13 protein-coding genes and 1 pseudogene are annotated in these 14,267 nt (G+C 70.1%); 9 read left to right on the plus strand and 5 right to left on the minus strand.

What is annotated here, in order from left to right; translation table 11 throughout:
• Window positions 1-12: 12 nt before the first annotated feature.
• A complete protein-coding gene (locus tag ABD858_RS30225; RefSeq protein ID WP_345043472.1) occupies window positions 13-1,119 on the minus strand; it encodes a PP2C family protein-serine/threonine phosphatase in 1,107 nt (368 codons plus the stop codon).
• Window positions 1,120-1,851: 732 nt separating this feature from the next.
• On the opposite strand from ABD858_RS30225, the gene ABD858_RS30230 reads away from it, so the two are divergent.
• The 7 genes and pseudogenes from ABD858_RS30230 to ABD858_RS30260 all read left to right on the plus strand — a co-directional run bounded on the left by ABD858_RS30230 (window position 1,852) and on the right by ABD858_RS30260 (window position 7,875).
• Entirely contained in the window at window positions 1,852-3,891 is a 2,040-nt protein-coding gene (locus ABD858_RS30230; RefSeq protein ID WP_345043475.1) for an ATP-binding SpoIIE family protein phosphatase, read from the plus strand.
• A gap of 162 nt (window positions 3,892-4,053) precedes the next feature.
• Window positions 4,054-4,176, plus strand: a pseudogene (locus ABD858_RS30235) (carboxymuconolactone decarboxylase family protein); the annotation flags it as partial.
• A gap of 104 nt (window positions 4,177-4,280) precedes the next feature.
• Complete coding sequence (locus tag ABD858_RS30240) at window positions 4,281-5,000, plus strand: HNH endonuclease family protein (RefSeq protein WP_345043477.1); 720 nt, start codon at window positions 4,281-4,283, stop codon at window positions 4,998-5,000.
• Entirely contained in the window at window positions 4,997-5,305 is a 309-nt protein-coding gene (locus ABD858_RS30245) for a hypothetical protein (RefSeq protein WP_345043480.1), read from the plus strand. The genes ABD858_RS30240 and ABD858_RS30245 overlap by 4 nt, the downstream gene beginning before the upstream one ends.
• A gap of 214 nt (window positions 5,306-5,519) precedes the next feature.
• A complete protein-coding gene (locus tag ABD858_RS30250) occupies window positions 5,520-5,786 on the plus strand; it encodes a GlsB/YeaQ/YmgE family stress response membrane protein (RefSeq protein ID WP_345045000.1) in 267 nt (88 codons plus the stop codon).
• Window positions 5,787-5,922: 136 nt separating this feature from the next.
• Entirely contained in the window at window positions 5,923-6,378 is a 456-nt protein-coding gene (locus ABD858_RS30255) for a tellurite resistance TerB family protein (protein WP_345043482.1), read from the plus strand.
• A 915-nt stretch (window positions 6,379-7,293) separates the two neighbouring features.
• Window positions 7,294-7,875 carry a Dps family protein gene (locus ABD858_RS30260; protein WP_345043484.1) on the plus strand — a complete coding sequence of 194 codons (582 nt, stop codon included), beginning with the start codon at window positions 7,294-7,296 and terminating at the stop codon, window positions 7,873-7,875.
• A 368-nt stretch (window positions 7,876-8,243) separates the two neighbouring features.
• Here the strand turns inward: ABD858_RS30260 and ABD858_RS30265 are convergent, their stop codons facing one another.
• Together ABD858_RS30265 and ABD858_RS30270 are read right to left on the minus strand one after the other, a co-directional pair.
• On the minus strand, window positions 8,244-9,347 hold the full coding sequence (locus ABD858_RS30265) for a sensor histidine kinase (protein ID WP_345043487.1): 1,104 nt from the start codon (window positions 9,345-9,347) through the stop codon (window positions 8,244-8,246).
• Entirely contained in the window at window positions 9,344-10,033 is a 690-nt protein-coding gene (locus ABD858_RS30270; RefSeq protein ID WP_345043489.1) for a response regulator, read from the minus strand. The genes ABD858_RS30265 and ABD858_RS30270 overlap by 4 nt, the downstream gene beginning before the upstream one ends.
• Window positions 10,034-10,208: 175 nt before the next feature.
• On the opposite strand from ABD858_RS30270, the gene ABD858_RS30275 reads away from it, so the two are divergent.
• Both ABD858_RS30275 and ABD858_RS30280 read left to right on the plus strand, forming a co-directional pair.
• Entirely contained in the window at window positions 10,209-11,432 is a 1,224-nt protein-coding gene (locus tag ABD858_RS30275; protein WP_345043492.1) for a DUF418 domain-containing protein, read from the plus strand.
• Window positions 11,433-11,502: 70 nt separating this feature from the next.
• Complete coding sequence (locus ABD858_RS30280; protein WP_345043494.1) at window positions 11,503-12,003, plus strand: hypothetical protein; 501 nt, start codon at window positions 11,503-11,505, stop codon at window positions 12,001-12,003.
• A 37-nt stretch (window positions 12,004-12,040) separates the two neighbouring features.
• Here ABD858_RS30280 and ABD858_RS30285 read toward each other — a convergent pair whose 3' ends face one another.
• Both ABD858_RS30285 and ABD858_RS30290 read right to left on the minus strand, forming a co-directional pair.
• Entirely contained in the window at window positions 12,041-13,681 is a 1,641-nt protein-coding gene (locus tag ABD858_RS30285; protein WP_345043496.1) for an IS200/IS605 family accessory protein TnpB-related protein, read from the minus strand.
• The gene (locus tag ABD858_RS30290; protein WP_345043499.1) at window positions 13,674-14,252 is read right to left on the minus strand and encodes an IS607 family transposase; all 579 of its coding nucleotides are present in this window, start codon (window positions 14,250-14,252) and stop codon (window positions 13,674-13,676) included. Before ABD858_RS30290 ends, ABD858_RS30285 begins: the two co-directional genes overlap by 8 nt.
• Window positions 14,253-14,267 lie beyond the last annotated feature (15 nt).

The following is a 14,267-nucleotide window of genomic DNA, read 5'->3' on the forward strand; positions in this document are numbered from 1 at the left end:
CGCTTCCCGTCTTCAGTCGCGTTGGACGGCGATCACGGCGGCGTCGTCGGCCAAGTGTCCGCCGACGTGGGCGAGCAGGTCGGTGCGCAGGTGGTGGACGAGCGCGGAGGGGCTGTGGGGGTCCCAGGAGGCAGTGCGCTCGGTCAGCGGGTAGAACATGCCTCGGGAGTCCCGGGCCTCGATCACCCCGTCGGTGTGCAACAGCAGCAGGTCTCCGGGCTCGAGCGTGAAGGTGTCGACGTGGTAGGTGGCGGCGGTCAGTTCGCCCAGGCCCAGTGGTGGGGCGGGGCGGGTGGCGTGCAGCGCGGTGACCTGTCGGCCGCGCAGGCGCAAGGGGGGCGGGTGTCCGCAGGTGACCATGTGGATGTGCGGCAGTGCGTCGGGGATGTCGAGGATCGCGGCGGTGATGAAGCACTCCCCGGCTTTCTCCGCCTCGGCGGGGTCGGCCAGGTTCCAGCACACGCTGTGGTCCAGGTAGGCCGCGAGGTCGGGCAGGGTGGCCTGGCGGTGGGCGGCCTCCCGGAAGGCGCCCAGCAACAGGGCAGCGTCGCTGACCGCGGTCAGGCCCTTGCCCATCACATCGCCGATGATCAGCCGGGTGCCCGTGGAGGTGCGGATGGCCGCATACAGGTCGCCGCCGAGCAGGGCCTGCTCCTGCGCCGCCAGATACATCGACGCCACCCGAAGGGGGCCGATCCGGTGCGGCAGCGGCCGCAGCACCACCCGCTGCGTGGCCTCCGACACCGTCCGCACCAGCGCCAGCTCACGGGCGTGCCGCTCCCGTACATAGCGGAAGACCGTCACGATCACCGAGACCGCCAGCAGGGCGATGATCTGCGAGCCGAAGTCCACCGTGCCGCCCAGCAGGTGGCCTTCCTGAAGGCCGATGACGACTATGCCTGCCACCGCGAGGGCGGCGATCGCCCCGGTGACAAGGGTCGAGGCAAAGGATGCGGTGAGCGCGGGCGCCACGATCAGCAACGACGGGCCCATCGGCAAACCGGGGCTCAGCACGTCGGTCAGCACGATGGCCGCGATCAGGCCGAGCGGGAGCGCCAGCCGGGCGTCACTGGCCTGCCCTGAGTGCAGGCAGCGACGAAACCACCGCCGAAGACGCATACCTCCTGCTTACACCTGCCCGGGCAGCGCCGCATGTCACTCTCGCCCCTCACCCCCCGGAACACGGAAGGTGATGGCAGCCACGCACAGCAACTTGTCACTGCGCCGTGGCTTCGGGAGCACCGTGTCAGGCGGCGTACGCTACGTCTGCCACGACCCACGCGGGGCCCGGGGTCAGTCGCATTGGCCCCGACGGCGTTCACCCGCCGAGCTCCTCGATGCCCTCGGTCCTGCGGCCCGTGTCGACCACGGTGGTGCCTGTGGCGGCGGGGGTAGATACCGTGGCCGCGTCGATACCGGCGAGGCGGCCGTCGCCGTTGGGCGAGGGCACCCACTCGCGCGTGTTCCGACCGCCCCTGGCTCCCAGGCGCGCCACGGCATGGAAACAGCGCCGGAGATGGTCGATACTCGGAGCTGAGACGCACACCGCCCTGGCAGGTCCGCCTTGTGCGCGACGGTCGGGAGGTCGGCCGCATGACACGACCAGGTGAGGGACCTCGGTTTGGGCGCAACTGTCGCCTCGCCCAGGGCGGGGCCGCAGCCTGGACCTCCGCTGATCCGGGTGAGGCCGCCCTGCGGGGACGCGACACATTTATCGCCGATGTCCTGCGCCGGACGATCGAGCGGCTGGGGGCGCATTCCGCGATTGCTTATCTGCTCGAGGTACAGGCAGAGAATTTGCGACCGGCGGTTGTCAGCGGTGCACCACCTGTCATTTTCACGCTGCCCGACGTGATCAGACCGGACGACCCCTTCGCCTCCGCGGAGGCATTCCGTACTGGCCGTTTCGTCGAGGCGCCGAACCTGGACCCTGCACGGCTGGCGGATCCGCGACTGGCACTGGGCGTCAACTTCCCCTACACCGTCGCCTCGGTCCCACTGGACGGACGGTGCCGGCGCTTCGGGGTGCTGACCGTCGTCTGGGTGCCGCCACGCACGGCACCTGTCCCACAGGACGAAGGGCAATGGCTCTCGGACACCGGAGCACAGCTGGGAGCCGTACTTCAGGACCTGACCGATCACGGGGTCCCACCGCAGGCGGGACCCATGCCCGTCCTGGTCCCGGTCTTCCGGCCGCCCCCCGCGGACACCGGCGAGACGGGTCGGACCGGCTCGAGACTGCCACAGTTGCCCGGGGCACGGGCACTCACGTACATGTACCAGGTCCACAAACTGGCCGCAGCGCTGAGCCGGGCGGTCACGGTGACGGATGTAGTCGAGACGGTGCAGCAGCGGGTCGCCGTGGCCTTCGGCGCAGACGCTTTCGTGCTGGGGTATGAGTCCGGCGGGCGGCTGTGGCTGGCCGGTCACAGTGGTCTTTCGCGGGAGACCGTCCGGCAGCTGCACGGGTCCGGACTCTCCGTCGACACCCCCGCCGGGCGGGTGCTTCGCACCGGGGAGCCGTTGTACGCCGACTCGCGTGAAGAGCTGACCAGCGCCTGCCGGGAAGCGGTCGGGGACGGTATGGAAGCGTGCGCGTGGGTGCCGCTGACGGCTGACGGGCGGCCGGTCGCGGCCTGCGCGCTGGAGTTCAGGAGGCCGCGGCGATTCGGTTCCGAGGACCGAGCCGTCCTGGCGATGATGGCCGGTCTGCTGGGGCTGGCTCTGGAGCGTGCGCGGCTGGGCGAGCAGCAGCGGGCCCTGGCCAGGAGTCTGCAGCACAGGCTCCTGCCCCCCGCCCATTCACCGGTGCCCCAGGTGACGACGACCGCCCGCTACCTTCCCGCGTCCAACACTGCCGAATTGGGCGGCGACTGGTACGACGTCATCGAACTGCCGCAAGGCCAGGTCGGCCTGGTGATCGGCGACGTGGAAGGCCACAGCGTGGAGAGCACGGTCATCATGGGGCAGTTGCGCAGCGCCGTACGCGCGTACGCATGCGAGGGCCACACCTCCGCCACTGTCCTCGAGCGGTCGAGCCGGTTGCTCGAGGCCCTGGACACGGGCCTCATGGCGACTTGCTGCTTTGTCCGGCTCGACACAGCGACCGGCACCGCGGAGATCGCCTCGGCCGGTCACCCGCCGCCACTGCTGCACTGCCCCGGAGGTGACACGGTGGTCGTGGAGCTGCCGACGAATGTGCCCCTGGGCATTCCGAATCCGGAAAGCTACCGCGCCGTCGAGGTCACCTTGTCGGCCGGCACGCTGCTGATGCTGTACACCGACGGGCTGACCGAACGCAGTGGGCCGGATCCTGTGTCAGGCGCCCACGCCCTGTTCGCCTCGCTTTCCCCAGGCCCCGCCGACCAGCCGGACGGACTCGCCGACCAGCTGCTCTCCCGGATCCAGGGCTTCGGCCCGCGTCACGACGACGCGGCCGTACTTCTGGCACGGTACGAGGGCGTGCACGGTGACAGGAGCCCCCGGGTCAGCCACCACAGGGTCCACCGCCACGACCTGGGGGCCGTCCGGGGTGCCCGGCGCTTCGTGCGCGACAACCTGGAGGCATGGGGGCTCGGCTCGGTTTCCGACGTCTTCCAACTGATCACCTCCGAGGTCGTCACCAACGCCCTCATCCACGCGGACAGCGACGTGGAACTCCACCTACGCGGATACGCGGACCACGCACGGCTCGACGTTCGTGACAGCGGCTCCACGCCGCCCGTTCCGTCCTCGATCACACAACGTGACGAGGACGCCAACAGCCGGGCGGAGCACGGCCGGGGGCTGGTCATCGTCGAGAGCCTGGTGTCACAGTGGGGCACCTTCCCAAGCGGCAGCGGCAAGACCGTGTGGTTCGAGCTGTCGGCCGACACCAATCCTGCGGCTTAGCGACCGGAACGGCTTCTCGCCACCCATGTTCCGAGTGACGACTGCAGAGGCGAGAGCCACGTCAGGGTGCGGTCCGCACGCCACGGCCCGCGTCAGAGCCGATGCCGGGAGCGAGGCTTCGGGGATCCGCTCCTGATCCCTTGGCTCAGTATCGACGGGACGACCGTGCCAAAGGCGACCCAGGACCTGGTGATCCGCGCGAGCCGGACCAACGGCTGCGGCTTCTGCACCGACATGGACAGCAAGGACGCCGCGCACGCCGGGGAGACTTCGGTACGCGTCAACACGGGAGGGAGGCGTTCGGTTGCCCTGCCGGGCGAACGTCGGGATTGATCGAACAGATATTCTGCCGCACGTATGGGCCACCGGCGAATGGAGTGCAACTGGCCATGGTGCGTCAGAAGCGTGTGTACATATCAGGATTGATGATCTCGGCTCTGCTCGCAACGGCGGGGTGCTCCGGGCAGAGCGATGAGCAGGCACCCGGCGTCGGGGATGCGAAGCCGTCGTCGATACCCAGTGGTGCGTCCGGGGGTGCGGCGGGGGCCGACGGGACCCTCCCGGGCATGCCGACCGCGGAGCAGGCGCGTACGGAGCTCGCCGGGCTCAAGGCGGCCCCGCACGGATCGATGTCGGGCTACAGCCGGGACAAGTTCTCGCACTGGGCCGAGCAGGGGCGGAACTGCAACACCCGCGAGACCGTGCTGGAACGCGACGGCACGAACGTACAGCGGGACGACCAGTGCCGTCCGGTGTCCGGCACCTGGGTCAGCGTCTACGACGACAAGAGGTTCGATGACGCGTCGGGCCTGGACATCGACCACACCGTGCCGTTGGCCAACGCCTGGCGTTCGGGTGCCAACACGTGGACTCAGGAGAAGCGGAAGGCGTTCGCGAACGATCTGACTCATCCGCAACTGCTTGCCGTGTCGGCAGCCTCCAACCGGTCCAAGGGTGACCAGGGCCCCGACGAGTGGCAGCCGCCGTCCAAGACGTACTGGTGTGCCTACGCGCGAGCCTGGACGTCGGTGAAGTCCACCTACGAGCTGTCGGTGACCGTGGCGGAGAAGGCCATGCTCGTGAGAATGCTGGACACTTGCTCCTCATGACGGACAACCGAGCACCCGCGGCCGACATGTACGTGGACCAGGTGAAGGCCGGCGCCGGCGGTGCGATGACCGACGAGGTCGGCGTCATCACCGGCGACCTCACCGTCGTCACGCGCGCGCTGCCGGGCGGTCGGGCCGATATCCGCGTCCAGTACGCGGACGCCGACGAGTGGTACACCCTGACCGGCAGTCCGGTTCTCGTCCCGCCTGCGGGACTTGCCCGGCTCCACGCGGATGTTCTCGACCGCATCCGCCACGGGGGCGGGGCCGAGGCGCCCGCCTGGAGCGGGGCCGGTTCGGCCTAGAGGCCGGCGATTTCACCCGCACCGGCTCCGGTCCGCGCTCCTCGCACGCTCCGGCGCGGACGGGGCCGCTTCCGTCGGGCGACGAACCATGGGTCTCGCAACCGAGGCGGCCTTGCTGTGCGTCATGACCAAGGTCAGTACCGAGACGGGCCGGGATCCGGCGCGGGCCGCGCCTGTGCTCCGTACTCCAGCCGATCGGGAAGGGGCAGTCGACATGGGTTTCATCGCTTGGTTGGTGCTCGGGCTTTTCGCGGGGGTCATCGCCAAACTGCTCCTCCCGGGACGAGACCCCGGCGGCCTGATCGGTACCACGCTGATCGGCATCGCGGGCGCGTTCGTGGGCGGCTGGCTGTCGGCGAAGGTTCTGGATCGGCCGATCTCGAAGGAGTTCTTCGATCTGCCCACTTGGGGCTCGGCCATCGTCGGGTCGCTCGTTCTGCTGATCGGCTACCGGCTCCTGTTCGGCAACTCGCGCGACTGAGCACGGCCACCATCGGCTTCAGGGGGAACTTTTGTCCCACCCTGTTCGTATTCACGGTGCTGGAGAAGACGAATGCGGCTCGGACGCCCGCCGAGTGCGGGGCGGACCTGTCGCCGACCGATGTGCTGGAGTTCGTATGGCCCTGTGGGACCGCGTCAAGGCGTCCGCATCTCAGATGCAGACCCAGCTCGTGGCGAAGAAGAAAGACCTGACGAGCGGAGCGTTCCGAGACGCCAGTATGGCGATGTGCGCCTTGGTCGCTGCGGCCGACGGGAAGATCGACCCGTCGGAGCGGGAGCGCGTGGCACAGCTGATCTTCAGCAACGAAGTGCTGCAGAACTTCCCGGCCGACGACCTCAAGAGGCGCTTTGAGGACAATCTCGACAAGCTCACCGCGGACTTCGATTTCGGAAAGGTGGCAGTGCTGCAGGAGGTGGCCAAGGCGAAGAAGAAGCCCGCCGAGGCGCGTGCCGTGGTCCAGATCGGCATCGTCATCGGCGGCGCGGACGGCGACTTCGACGTCACCGAGCGTGCTGTCGTCCGCGACGCCTGCTTCGCGCTCGGCCTGCCGCCCCACGAGTTCGACCTCTGACGCGTGACGTCTGGCGGGCATCTGTTCTGACACCAGGTGTACTCGGAGCGCACTGACGGGGGACACCGAGCTCCTTTGCGACGTGAGCGACCGGACGCCGGTCGTACGCCGTCTTGTCATCCCGGCGGCGGAGGCCCCGCCCCATCGGAACGTGCGATGGCTGCGTGCGGCAGGTGCAGACCACGCCCCCGCCGTTCTGCACCGCGCCCCGCATCAGGACACGGTTCCGCCCTCGTCGGGTCAGCGGCACAGCAGGCCGCGCAGCACCCGCTCTGCCGTTCCGTCAGAGTCGGACCCGTGGACGGTTTTGCGGGTCCCGGCGCGCCGTGTGGCGCCGCCGCCGTCCCGGTGAGCACGGAGCGGGCGGCTCCGCTTGGGCGGACGCCCTGCACATCCGCCTTCCTTCCTGGTTGGCGTGGACAGGGGGAGACCCGCCCAGGGGCGGTGGCGCGTCCGGTTGCCGACGGCGTCGCAGGTGTCGCCCGGTCCCGGGACATGGGACACCGGAGCCGAACGGATGGCCGAATATGACTTCCGCATGGCGTGGTTCGGCTCGCTGTGACCGGTCACGGCGGTCTGTGCCTGAGTCCGCAGAACGAACACGGCCCCGGCGGATCCACAGCCGGGGCCATGCGACCGGCGAACGGCCGACGAAGGCCCGTGGGACGTCCCCGGCTCGCTGTGCTTCCGTGGGCAACGTATGTCCCTGGTGAGCGAGCGGGCACGAACCGAACAGGTGGAATTACCGCTGAGCGGCCAGCGCGACGGCTGCGTCGAGAAACCACCGGCCACGTCCTGTGGTACGAGTGATCGTCCTGCTGCCCTTGCCCGCCACAGCGGCGTCATCAAGCTCGCAGACCTCGCCCCAGATTCATCTGGGAGCCACCACCGACCCTCGGAGATCCGGAGACGACCATGACTGCACACGGCGCAGCACAGCACAGCGGCACCCAGCCCCTGCTCCACCAGAAGGGGCACGAGTTGCAGCCCTTCGGCACGGTCAAGCAGCTGCCCATCGGGCTCTCACAGGACACTCGCATGTATGCGTGCCAGCGCCTGAACCGCATCCTGGCCGACACCCAGATGCTGTACGCGCTCTACAAGAAGCACCACTGGCTGATGCGCGGGGCCACCTTCTACCAGCTGCACCTGCTTCTGGACAAGCACGCCGGGGAACAGCTGACGATCGTGGACGGTATCGCGGAACGCGTGCAGAGTCTTGGCGGCGTCGCCGTGGGTGATCCGCGCCACGCCGCCGAGATCACCGGCGTGCCCCGTCCGCCGGATGGTGTCGAAGAGGTGCCGGCCATGCTCTCCCGGCTCCTCGAAGCGCACGAGACCGTCCTGATCGAGGCTCGGGACGCTGCGACGCGAGTCGCGGAACTCGGGGATGACGGCACCAATGACTTCATCGTCTCCGAGGTCATCCGGACCGGCGAGGCGCAGGTGTGGTTCCTCGCCGAGCATCTGGTGGACACCCCGCTCGTCCGCGTCTGACAGGCTCCCCGGCCGCACGGCGGCACTGGGCCCGTGCGCGCCGGCGGCTCCCCGGCCGCACGGCGGCACTGGGCCCGTGCGCGCCGGCGGCTCCCCGGCCGCACGGCGGCACTGGGCCCGTGCGCGCCGGGGACCCACCCTGGCTCGCTCGGCCGCGTCCGCCGGCTCCCGCGCCGGTCCGGCCGCGGCAGCCGCGAAAGTTGGCGACCCGCTTCCGGGCGCCGGCGCAGCCACGTCCCGTGCGCCGGCCCTAGTCGGGCCATTTCGAACACCCACTGCTCTTCTCCGCGGCCTCGGCCGCAGACTCGGCGCCGGGCCGAGTCGGCCGGGAACGGCGGCCGGCACGCGCTGCCGATCGGGGCCCGTGGTCACGCCGTGCCCTCCGCGGGGAGCTCCAGGCACAGCTCGTAGCCGCCGTCGGGTGTGGGGCCCGAGGTGATGGTGCCGCCGAGGAGTGCGGCGCGCTGGCGCAGGCCGACCAGTCCGTGGTGCGCGCTGGGCAGGGGCAGAGCGGGCCGGGTCGGCGCGGTGTTGGTGACCGTGACGCGGACGGCGTCGCCTTCGTGGCGGATGTGAAGGCTCGCGGTGGCGCCGGGGGCGTGTTTGCGTACGTTCGTCAGAGCTTCCTGGACAGTGCGGTAGACGGCGCGCTGGAGGGTCGGCGGGAGGTCGTGGGGGAGATCTGTCATCAGCTTGGCCTCGATGCCGCTGCCGCTGACCAGCTGCTGGAGGTCGGCCAGGGACGGCTGCGGGGTGAGCTCCGTGGGGCGGCCCCCGGAGGCGCGCAGAACGCTGACCATGTGTCGCAGCTCGTCCAGGGTCTGCACGCTCAGCCGCCGGATCGTGGCAGCGGCTTCCTTGGCGTCGGCGTCCGCGGTGCCGACCTGGAGTGCTCCGGCCCGTACCGCGATCAGGCTGACCTGGTGGGACACCACGTCGTGCATCTCCCGGGCGAGCTGTGCGCGCTCCTTGGCCAGTACGGCCTGGGCGGTCAGCAGTTGCTCGTGATCACGTACCTCGGAGATCTCGGCGAGCCGCAGTGACAGATCGCGCCGGGTCTGAACGAGCTGGCCGAGAAAGACGGGGGCGGCCGCCGTCGCCGCGGTGTAGCCGAGAGTGATCAGGGTCGCGGTCTGTGCGAGGTCGAGGTTCGGTGACGGCAGAGAGGTCATGTCGCTGAGCGTGAATGCCATGGCGCAGACGGCCAGCAGGGTGCGGTGGCGGCTGAGTGAGGCGAGTGTGAACAGCGCGACGAGCGAGGCGATGACCGCGTCGGAGAACAGGACCGTGGGAAGGGTGAGCAGGAAGGTGAGCAGTGGCAGGCGGCGGCGCAGCAGAAGAGAGAAGGCCGAGGCCACGGCGCAAGCCATGCGCAGCGGCTCGCCGGCGTCGAAATGGGCCGACACATCGATCAGCGAGACCGCGACGAGGGCGGCGTCCTGCAGAGGGGCGGGCGGCCGGCGGCGGATCACACCATGTCCTGGTTCCGCGGCGGCGTGCTGGGCTGTTCGGGGAGCGTCTTGAGAAGGCCGGCCCGCTCGGCAAGCAGGGCCGCCTGTACACGGCCGCCCACCTCCAGCTTGGTCAGGATGGCGCTGACATGGTCCTTGACTGTGCCGGTGCTCAGGTGCATCCGTGCGGCGATGTCGGCGTTCGACAGTCCCTCGGCGATGAGGACGAGTACGGCCCGCTCGCGGTCGGTCAGCCGGTCGAGGCCGCGAGCCGCCGGTTCCTGGGGGCCCGCGTCCAGGTAGCCGTCCACGACCGTCCGGGTGACCTTGGACGACAGCACGGTGCCGCCGTCGGCCAGGGCTCGCACCAGGAACGGCAGTTCCTCGGGGTCGGTGTCCTTGAGCAGGAAGCCGGCGGCGCCCGAGCGGAGTGCCGCCTCCACGTACTCGTCCATGTCGAACGTGGTGAGCATGGCCACCACCGGGGGGTGCGGCAGCCGGCGGAGCTCGGCCAGGACGGTGAGTCCGTCCACGTCCGGCATGCGGATGTCCAGCAGCACGACGTCGGGACCTGACTGCTGTGCCGTCCCGACCGCCTGGCTGCCGGGAACCGTCGCCACGACCTCGATGTCGTCCGCCGTGTCGAGGATGTGCTGGAAGCCCGTTCGGATCAAGGCTTCGTCGTCGACCACCAGTACCCGGATCATGTGTGCTCCACTCGCCGTCGGACCACTGTCCGATTCGTACCATGCCGAGGGGCGCGCTGCCGACGCCGGACACCTGGTCCGGCCGGGCGGCGGGGCTGGGCGGGCCGGTCGGCGGGTATGTTCCGGACACCTGCCGGATGGTGGGTGAGGCGCGGTTTCCCGGACCCTGGAACACATGACGCACCACGTACTGGCCGTGTCGGCCCCCGCGGTACCCACTGCCGCCGCAGGCGGCTCTCCCGCCACCCAACGGCTGCTCGGTCTCGACCTGGCCCGCGCTCTGGCGATCTTCGGCATGTTCGCGGTCCACGTCGGCCCCGATCCGTCGGTGGGCGGCCCCCTGGGCTGGGTGATGGAGCTGGCAAGTGGCCGGTCCTCCGCCATGTTCGCCCTGCTCGCCGGGTTCACCCTCGTCCTGATGACCGGGCGATCGCAGCCGCGGACCGGGCGCGAGGGGCGGCAGGCCGTGGGCAGGGTGCTGATCCGCTCCGCCGTCCTGATCTTCCTTGGATACGCGCTGACGGCCCTGGACACCCCGGTCAACGTGATCCTCGCCTTCTACGGGCTGCTCCTCGTACTCGCTCTTCCTCTGTACCGGCTACGTGCGTCCACCTTGGCCGTCATCGCCGCGTCCACCGCGCTCGTACTGCCCCAGGTCCTGTATCTGCTGCGGGCCACGGTCGAGGACGGAAGCTGGGCCGAAGCGGTCATCGCCCACGATCCGCTGGCCCGGATCACCGGATCGGACGGGGTCGTCGAGTTGATCGTCACCGGCGCGTACCCGGTACTGACCTGGCTGCCCTTCGTCGTCGCCGGAATGGCGGTGGCCCGGCTCGGCATCGACCGTCCCGGCGTACCCGCCAAGCTGGCCCTCTCAGGCGGTGTGCTGGCCGTGCTGGGTTATGGAGGCTCATGGCTGGCCCTGCGCCTGGTGCCGGGCGCCCAGGCCGCCGTGAACGCGGCCACGGGCGGCGGGTCGGCCGCATCGGCCTGGTGGTCCGACGCGGTGGGCGACTACCCCACCCGCGGCACTCCCGCCTGGCTGCTGGTCGCAGCGCCGCACAGCGAGACGACCTGGTCCATCCTGGGCAACACCGGGGTTGCCCTCCTGGTCCTGGTCGCCTGCCTCACCGCGATCGATCGCTCCCCGCGCTTCCGGCGATGGGCCGTTCCGGCCATCGCGGTCGGCTCGGTCTCCCTGACCGCCTACGTCGGCCACATCATCGCCATCAAGGCCCTGGGCACCGACGACATGGCGGCCTCCGCCGCCCTGCCGGTCCTGCTCGGCTTCATCACGGTCGCCATGCTGCTGGCCTTCGCCTGGACCCGGTATTTCCGGCGAGGACCAATGGAGTACCTGCTGTACGCCGCCACCACACCCGCCCGCCTGATCAACTGACAGACGGCCGACACCCACTTCTGCACCCTCTTTTCGAAGCGTTTCGCCCCGAGCTGGGAGGTGTGTTCCCATGACCGCTCGCAACCTGTACGCCCCCGAGGAACTGCAGACCCCGCAGTCCTTCCAGACGCGGTCCCTCGGAAGGCTCACACTGCTGGAAGCCGCGGACTTCCTCCGGGCCAGGAGCCGAGGCGCGACGTTCGCCATGCCGTACATGGCGGCCGAGGCGTGCTTCGCACACGACAGGGCGATCGGAGGCGACAAGTTCATAGAGAGCCGCCTGGAACTGGCCAGGGCGATGGGACTGCACGCGCCGTTCTGGGCGCACATCACCGACTACCGGGACGGCGCCGACGTCGTGTACACGAGCGGGGAAGCGGACCGGCTGTACGGCGTCATGGGCATTGTGCTCTATCCGGACGGTGACGCTCCTGGCGAAGGCCACACGCACTGGCGCACCGTTGACATGTGGTCCGGCACCTACGCCACCGAGCGGAACTACCTGTACTACTCGATGCGGTGGGAGCACCGGGACGGCTGCCGGGCTGTCGTTCCGGGGCCGCGGAGCTGAGGTGGCGCGCACGCTCAAGGCCGTCCGGTCACCGTTCCTAGAGACTGAGCGGGAGTGAGTCCTGTTTCCAGGACTCATGCTCAGCCGAACGCTCCGAACGGTGTTGGGCGTTCTGGTCCCCCGCGTTCGCTCCGCATCCGGCGCGCACGGATCGTGTCCGTGGTCCGGGGATGCGGGGGCGGGTTTCCTCGCGTCCCCGGGTACCCGATGAGGCCTGGGCGGTCCGATGCCCCGCACGATCGCTCTGGTCGTGTGGGGGCGGTGCCGTCCGTCGCCGGATCGGGTGCCCGAGGGCGCGCCTGCCGATTGCCACGGCGGCCGCGTCGTGGCGAGTGGTCTTCCTGGTGTTGCCGGTGAGGGGCTGCTGCCAGTGCTGGGCGCCCCATTGGGAGGTGTAGGCCGGGTCCACGGCGATGATCGCGAGACCGTGTTCGGCGGCCATGGAGACAAGGCGGGCCTTCAGCTTGCCGGTGGGCATGCCGGAGATCAGCTGCCTGAACCGCTTGCGGCAGCCGTGCTTTTCGCGGGTCTTCTCCGCGGCGAAGTCGAGGTTCTCGATGGCGATCGCCCTCACGCCGCGCTGCCGCGCCCAGTGCAGGAGACGGGTGAGGGCGTGGCGGATCTGGGCGTCGCGATGTCCGGCGGTGCCGGTGAGGTCGTAGGGGAAGCGGTGCGGGCCGCCGACCGGGTTGCCGTGCACGTCCAGCTCGTAGGCGGCGAAGTGATCGGCATTGGTGTCCACGCCGATCATGCCGTGGGCGCGGGCCGCCTCGATGGGGACGGTCGTTACGGCCGGCCGCTGCCAGGAAGCGGTCAGGTACCAGCGGCCACGGCCCGCGTCGTAGTGGACGCGGTAGGCGGTGGCGCGGTCGGCGGTAACGCGGTCGGCCCACTCGGTGCCCCGGTGGGCGAACCGGACGCGGCAGGCGAGCACGTAGCGGCCGTGCGGGGCGTTGGCGTGCCCGGCGAGCGGGGCGGGCAGCTTGATGCTGACCTCACCGTCTGGGGTGACACGGATGGTCTCGTTACCGAACCGCTTTCCCGATTCGCCATCGGCCTGGAGGAACCAGCGTTCGGCCTCCCACCGCTGCCGCCACTCGGCCTCGGTCAGCTGAGCGGCATCCAGGTGGTGGCGGATGTTCAGCAGGCGACGGCCACCTCGCACCACGTGCACACGGCCCGCTTCCCACTCTTCGCGGGCCGCCTGAAGGCGGTGCTCAAGGGTGCGCAGGCGGCGGGACTTCATGAACCACTCGTGCTGGGAACGGTAGCCGCCCGGCGCCTTCCTGGTGCCCTTCTTCCCGACCGGCTGGGACAGCCGATGCATCAGCGTGCGCACGCCCGCTTCCAGGGACTGGATGTGCGCAAGCCGGCAGCGGCGGGCCAGCGCCCACTGCTCGTGCGTGGCCTTGGTGATACTCCCCGCCCACCGGGAGGACGACTCGCCGGTCAGGTCCCGCTTGCGCACCGCCCACGTGTCGGCAGAGTGGTCCAGCCCGTCCCGGCAACGCACGGCCAGATCACGGGAAGCCAGCCGTCCCAGGTGCTCCCCCACCAGCCGCAGAACCTCCTCGTCCTGCTCGGTGAGATGCCCCAGCCGGTCGCGGACGGCGACCCCGGACGGACCGGGGGCAACGAACGGCTCCGCGATGACACGCAGCTGCTTCTTGTCAGCCACCGGCAGCCGCCGCCTGAAGGACCTTCCTCGCCCGGTCCCGCGCTGAGCTGCGCCCGTACAGGCGGGCACACAACGACGTCAGCACCTCCACCATGTCCCGCACCAGGTCGTCCTCGACCTCGCCGTCGTCCAGCACCACCAGCCGCCGTCCGGACGCCGACAGCGCCGCCTCGACCAGCTCGGTGTTCATCCGCCCCAGCCGGTCCTTGTGCTCGACCACAACCGTGACCACCGCCGGGTCGGCCAGCAGGCGCCGGATCTTGGCACGGGAGCCGTTCATGCCCGAGGCGATCTCCGCCTCGCACCGCACAACCCGGTGCCCGGCCGCAGCCGCCCACTGCACCAGCCGCGCCGTCTGACGCTCCAGATCAGCCTTCTGATCGCAGGAGGAGACCCGGGCATACAGACCCACGCCCCCGGTGGCCCGCACAGCGGCGTTGGCCTCCACGTTCACCAGGATCGTGCGCGGGCCCACCCGCTCGGCGGGCACCGGCAGGATTCCCTCACGGAACCACCGCCGCGCCGTCTGCAGGTGCACGCCCTGGGCCCTCGCCCACTCGGCCAGATTCACACCGACGACAGTACG

This window comes from Streptomyces sannanensis (genome assembly GCF_039536205.1).
GTDB classification, from domain to species: Bacteria; Actinomycetota; Actinomycetes; order Streptomycetales; family Streptomycetaceae; genus Streptomyces; species Streptomyces sannanensis.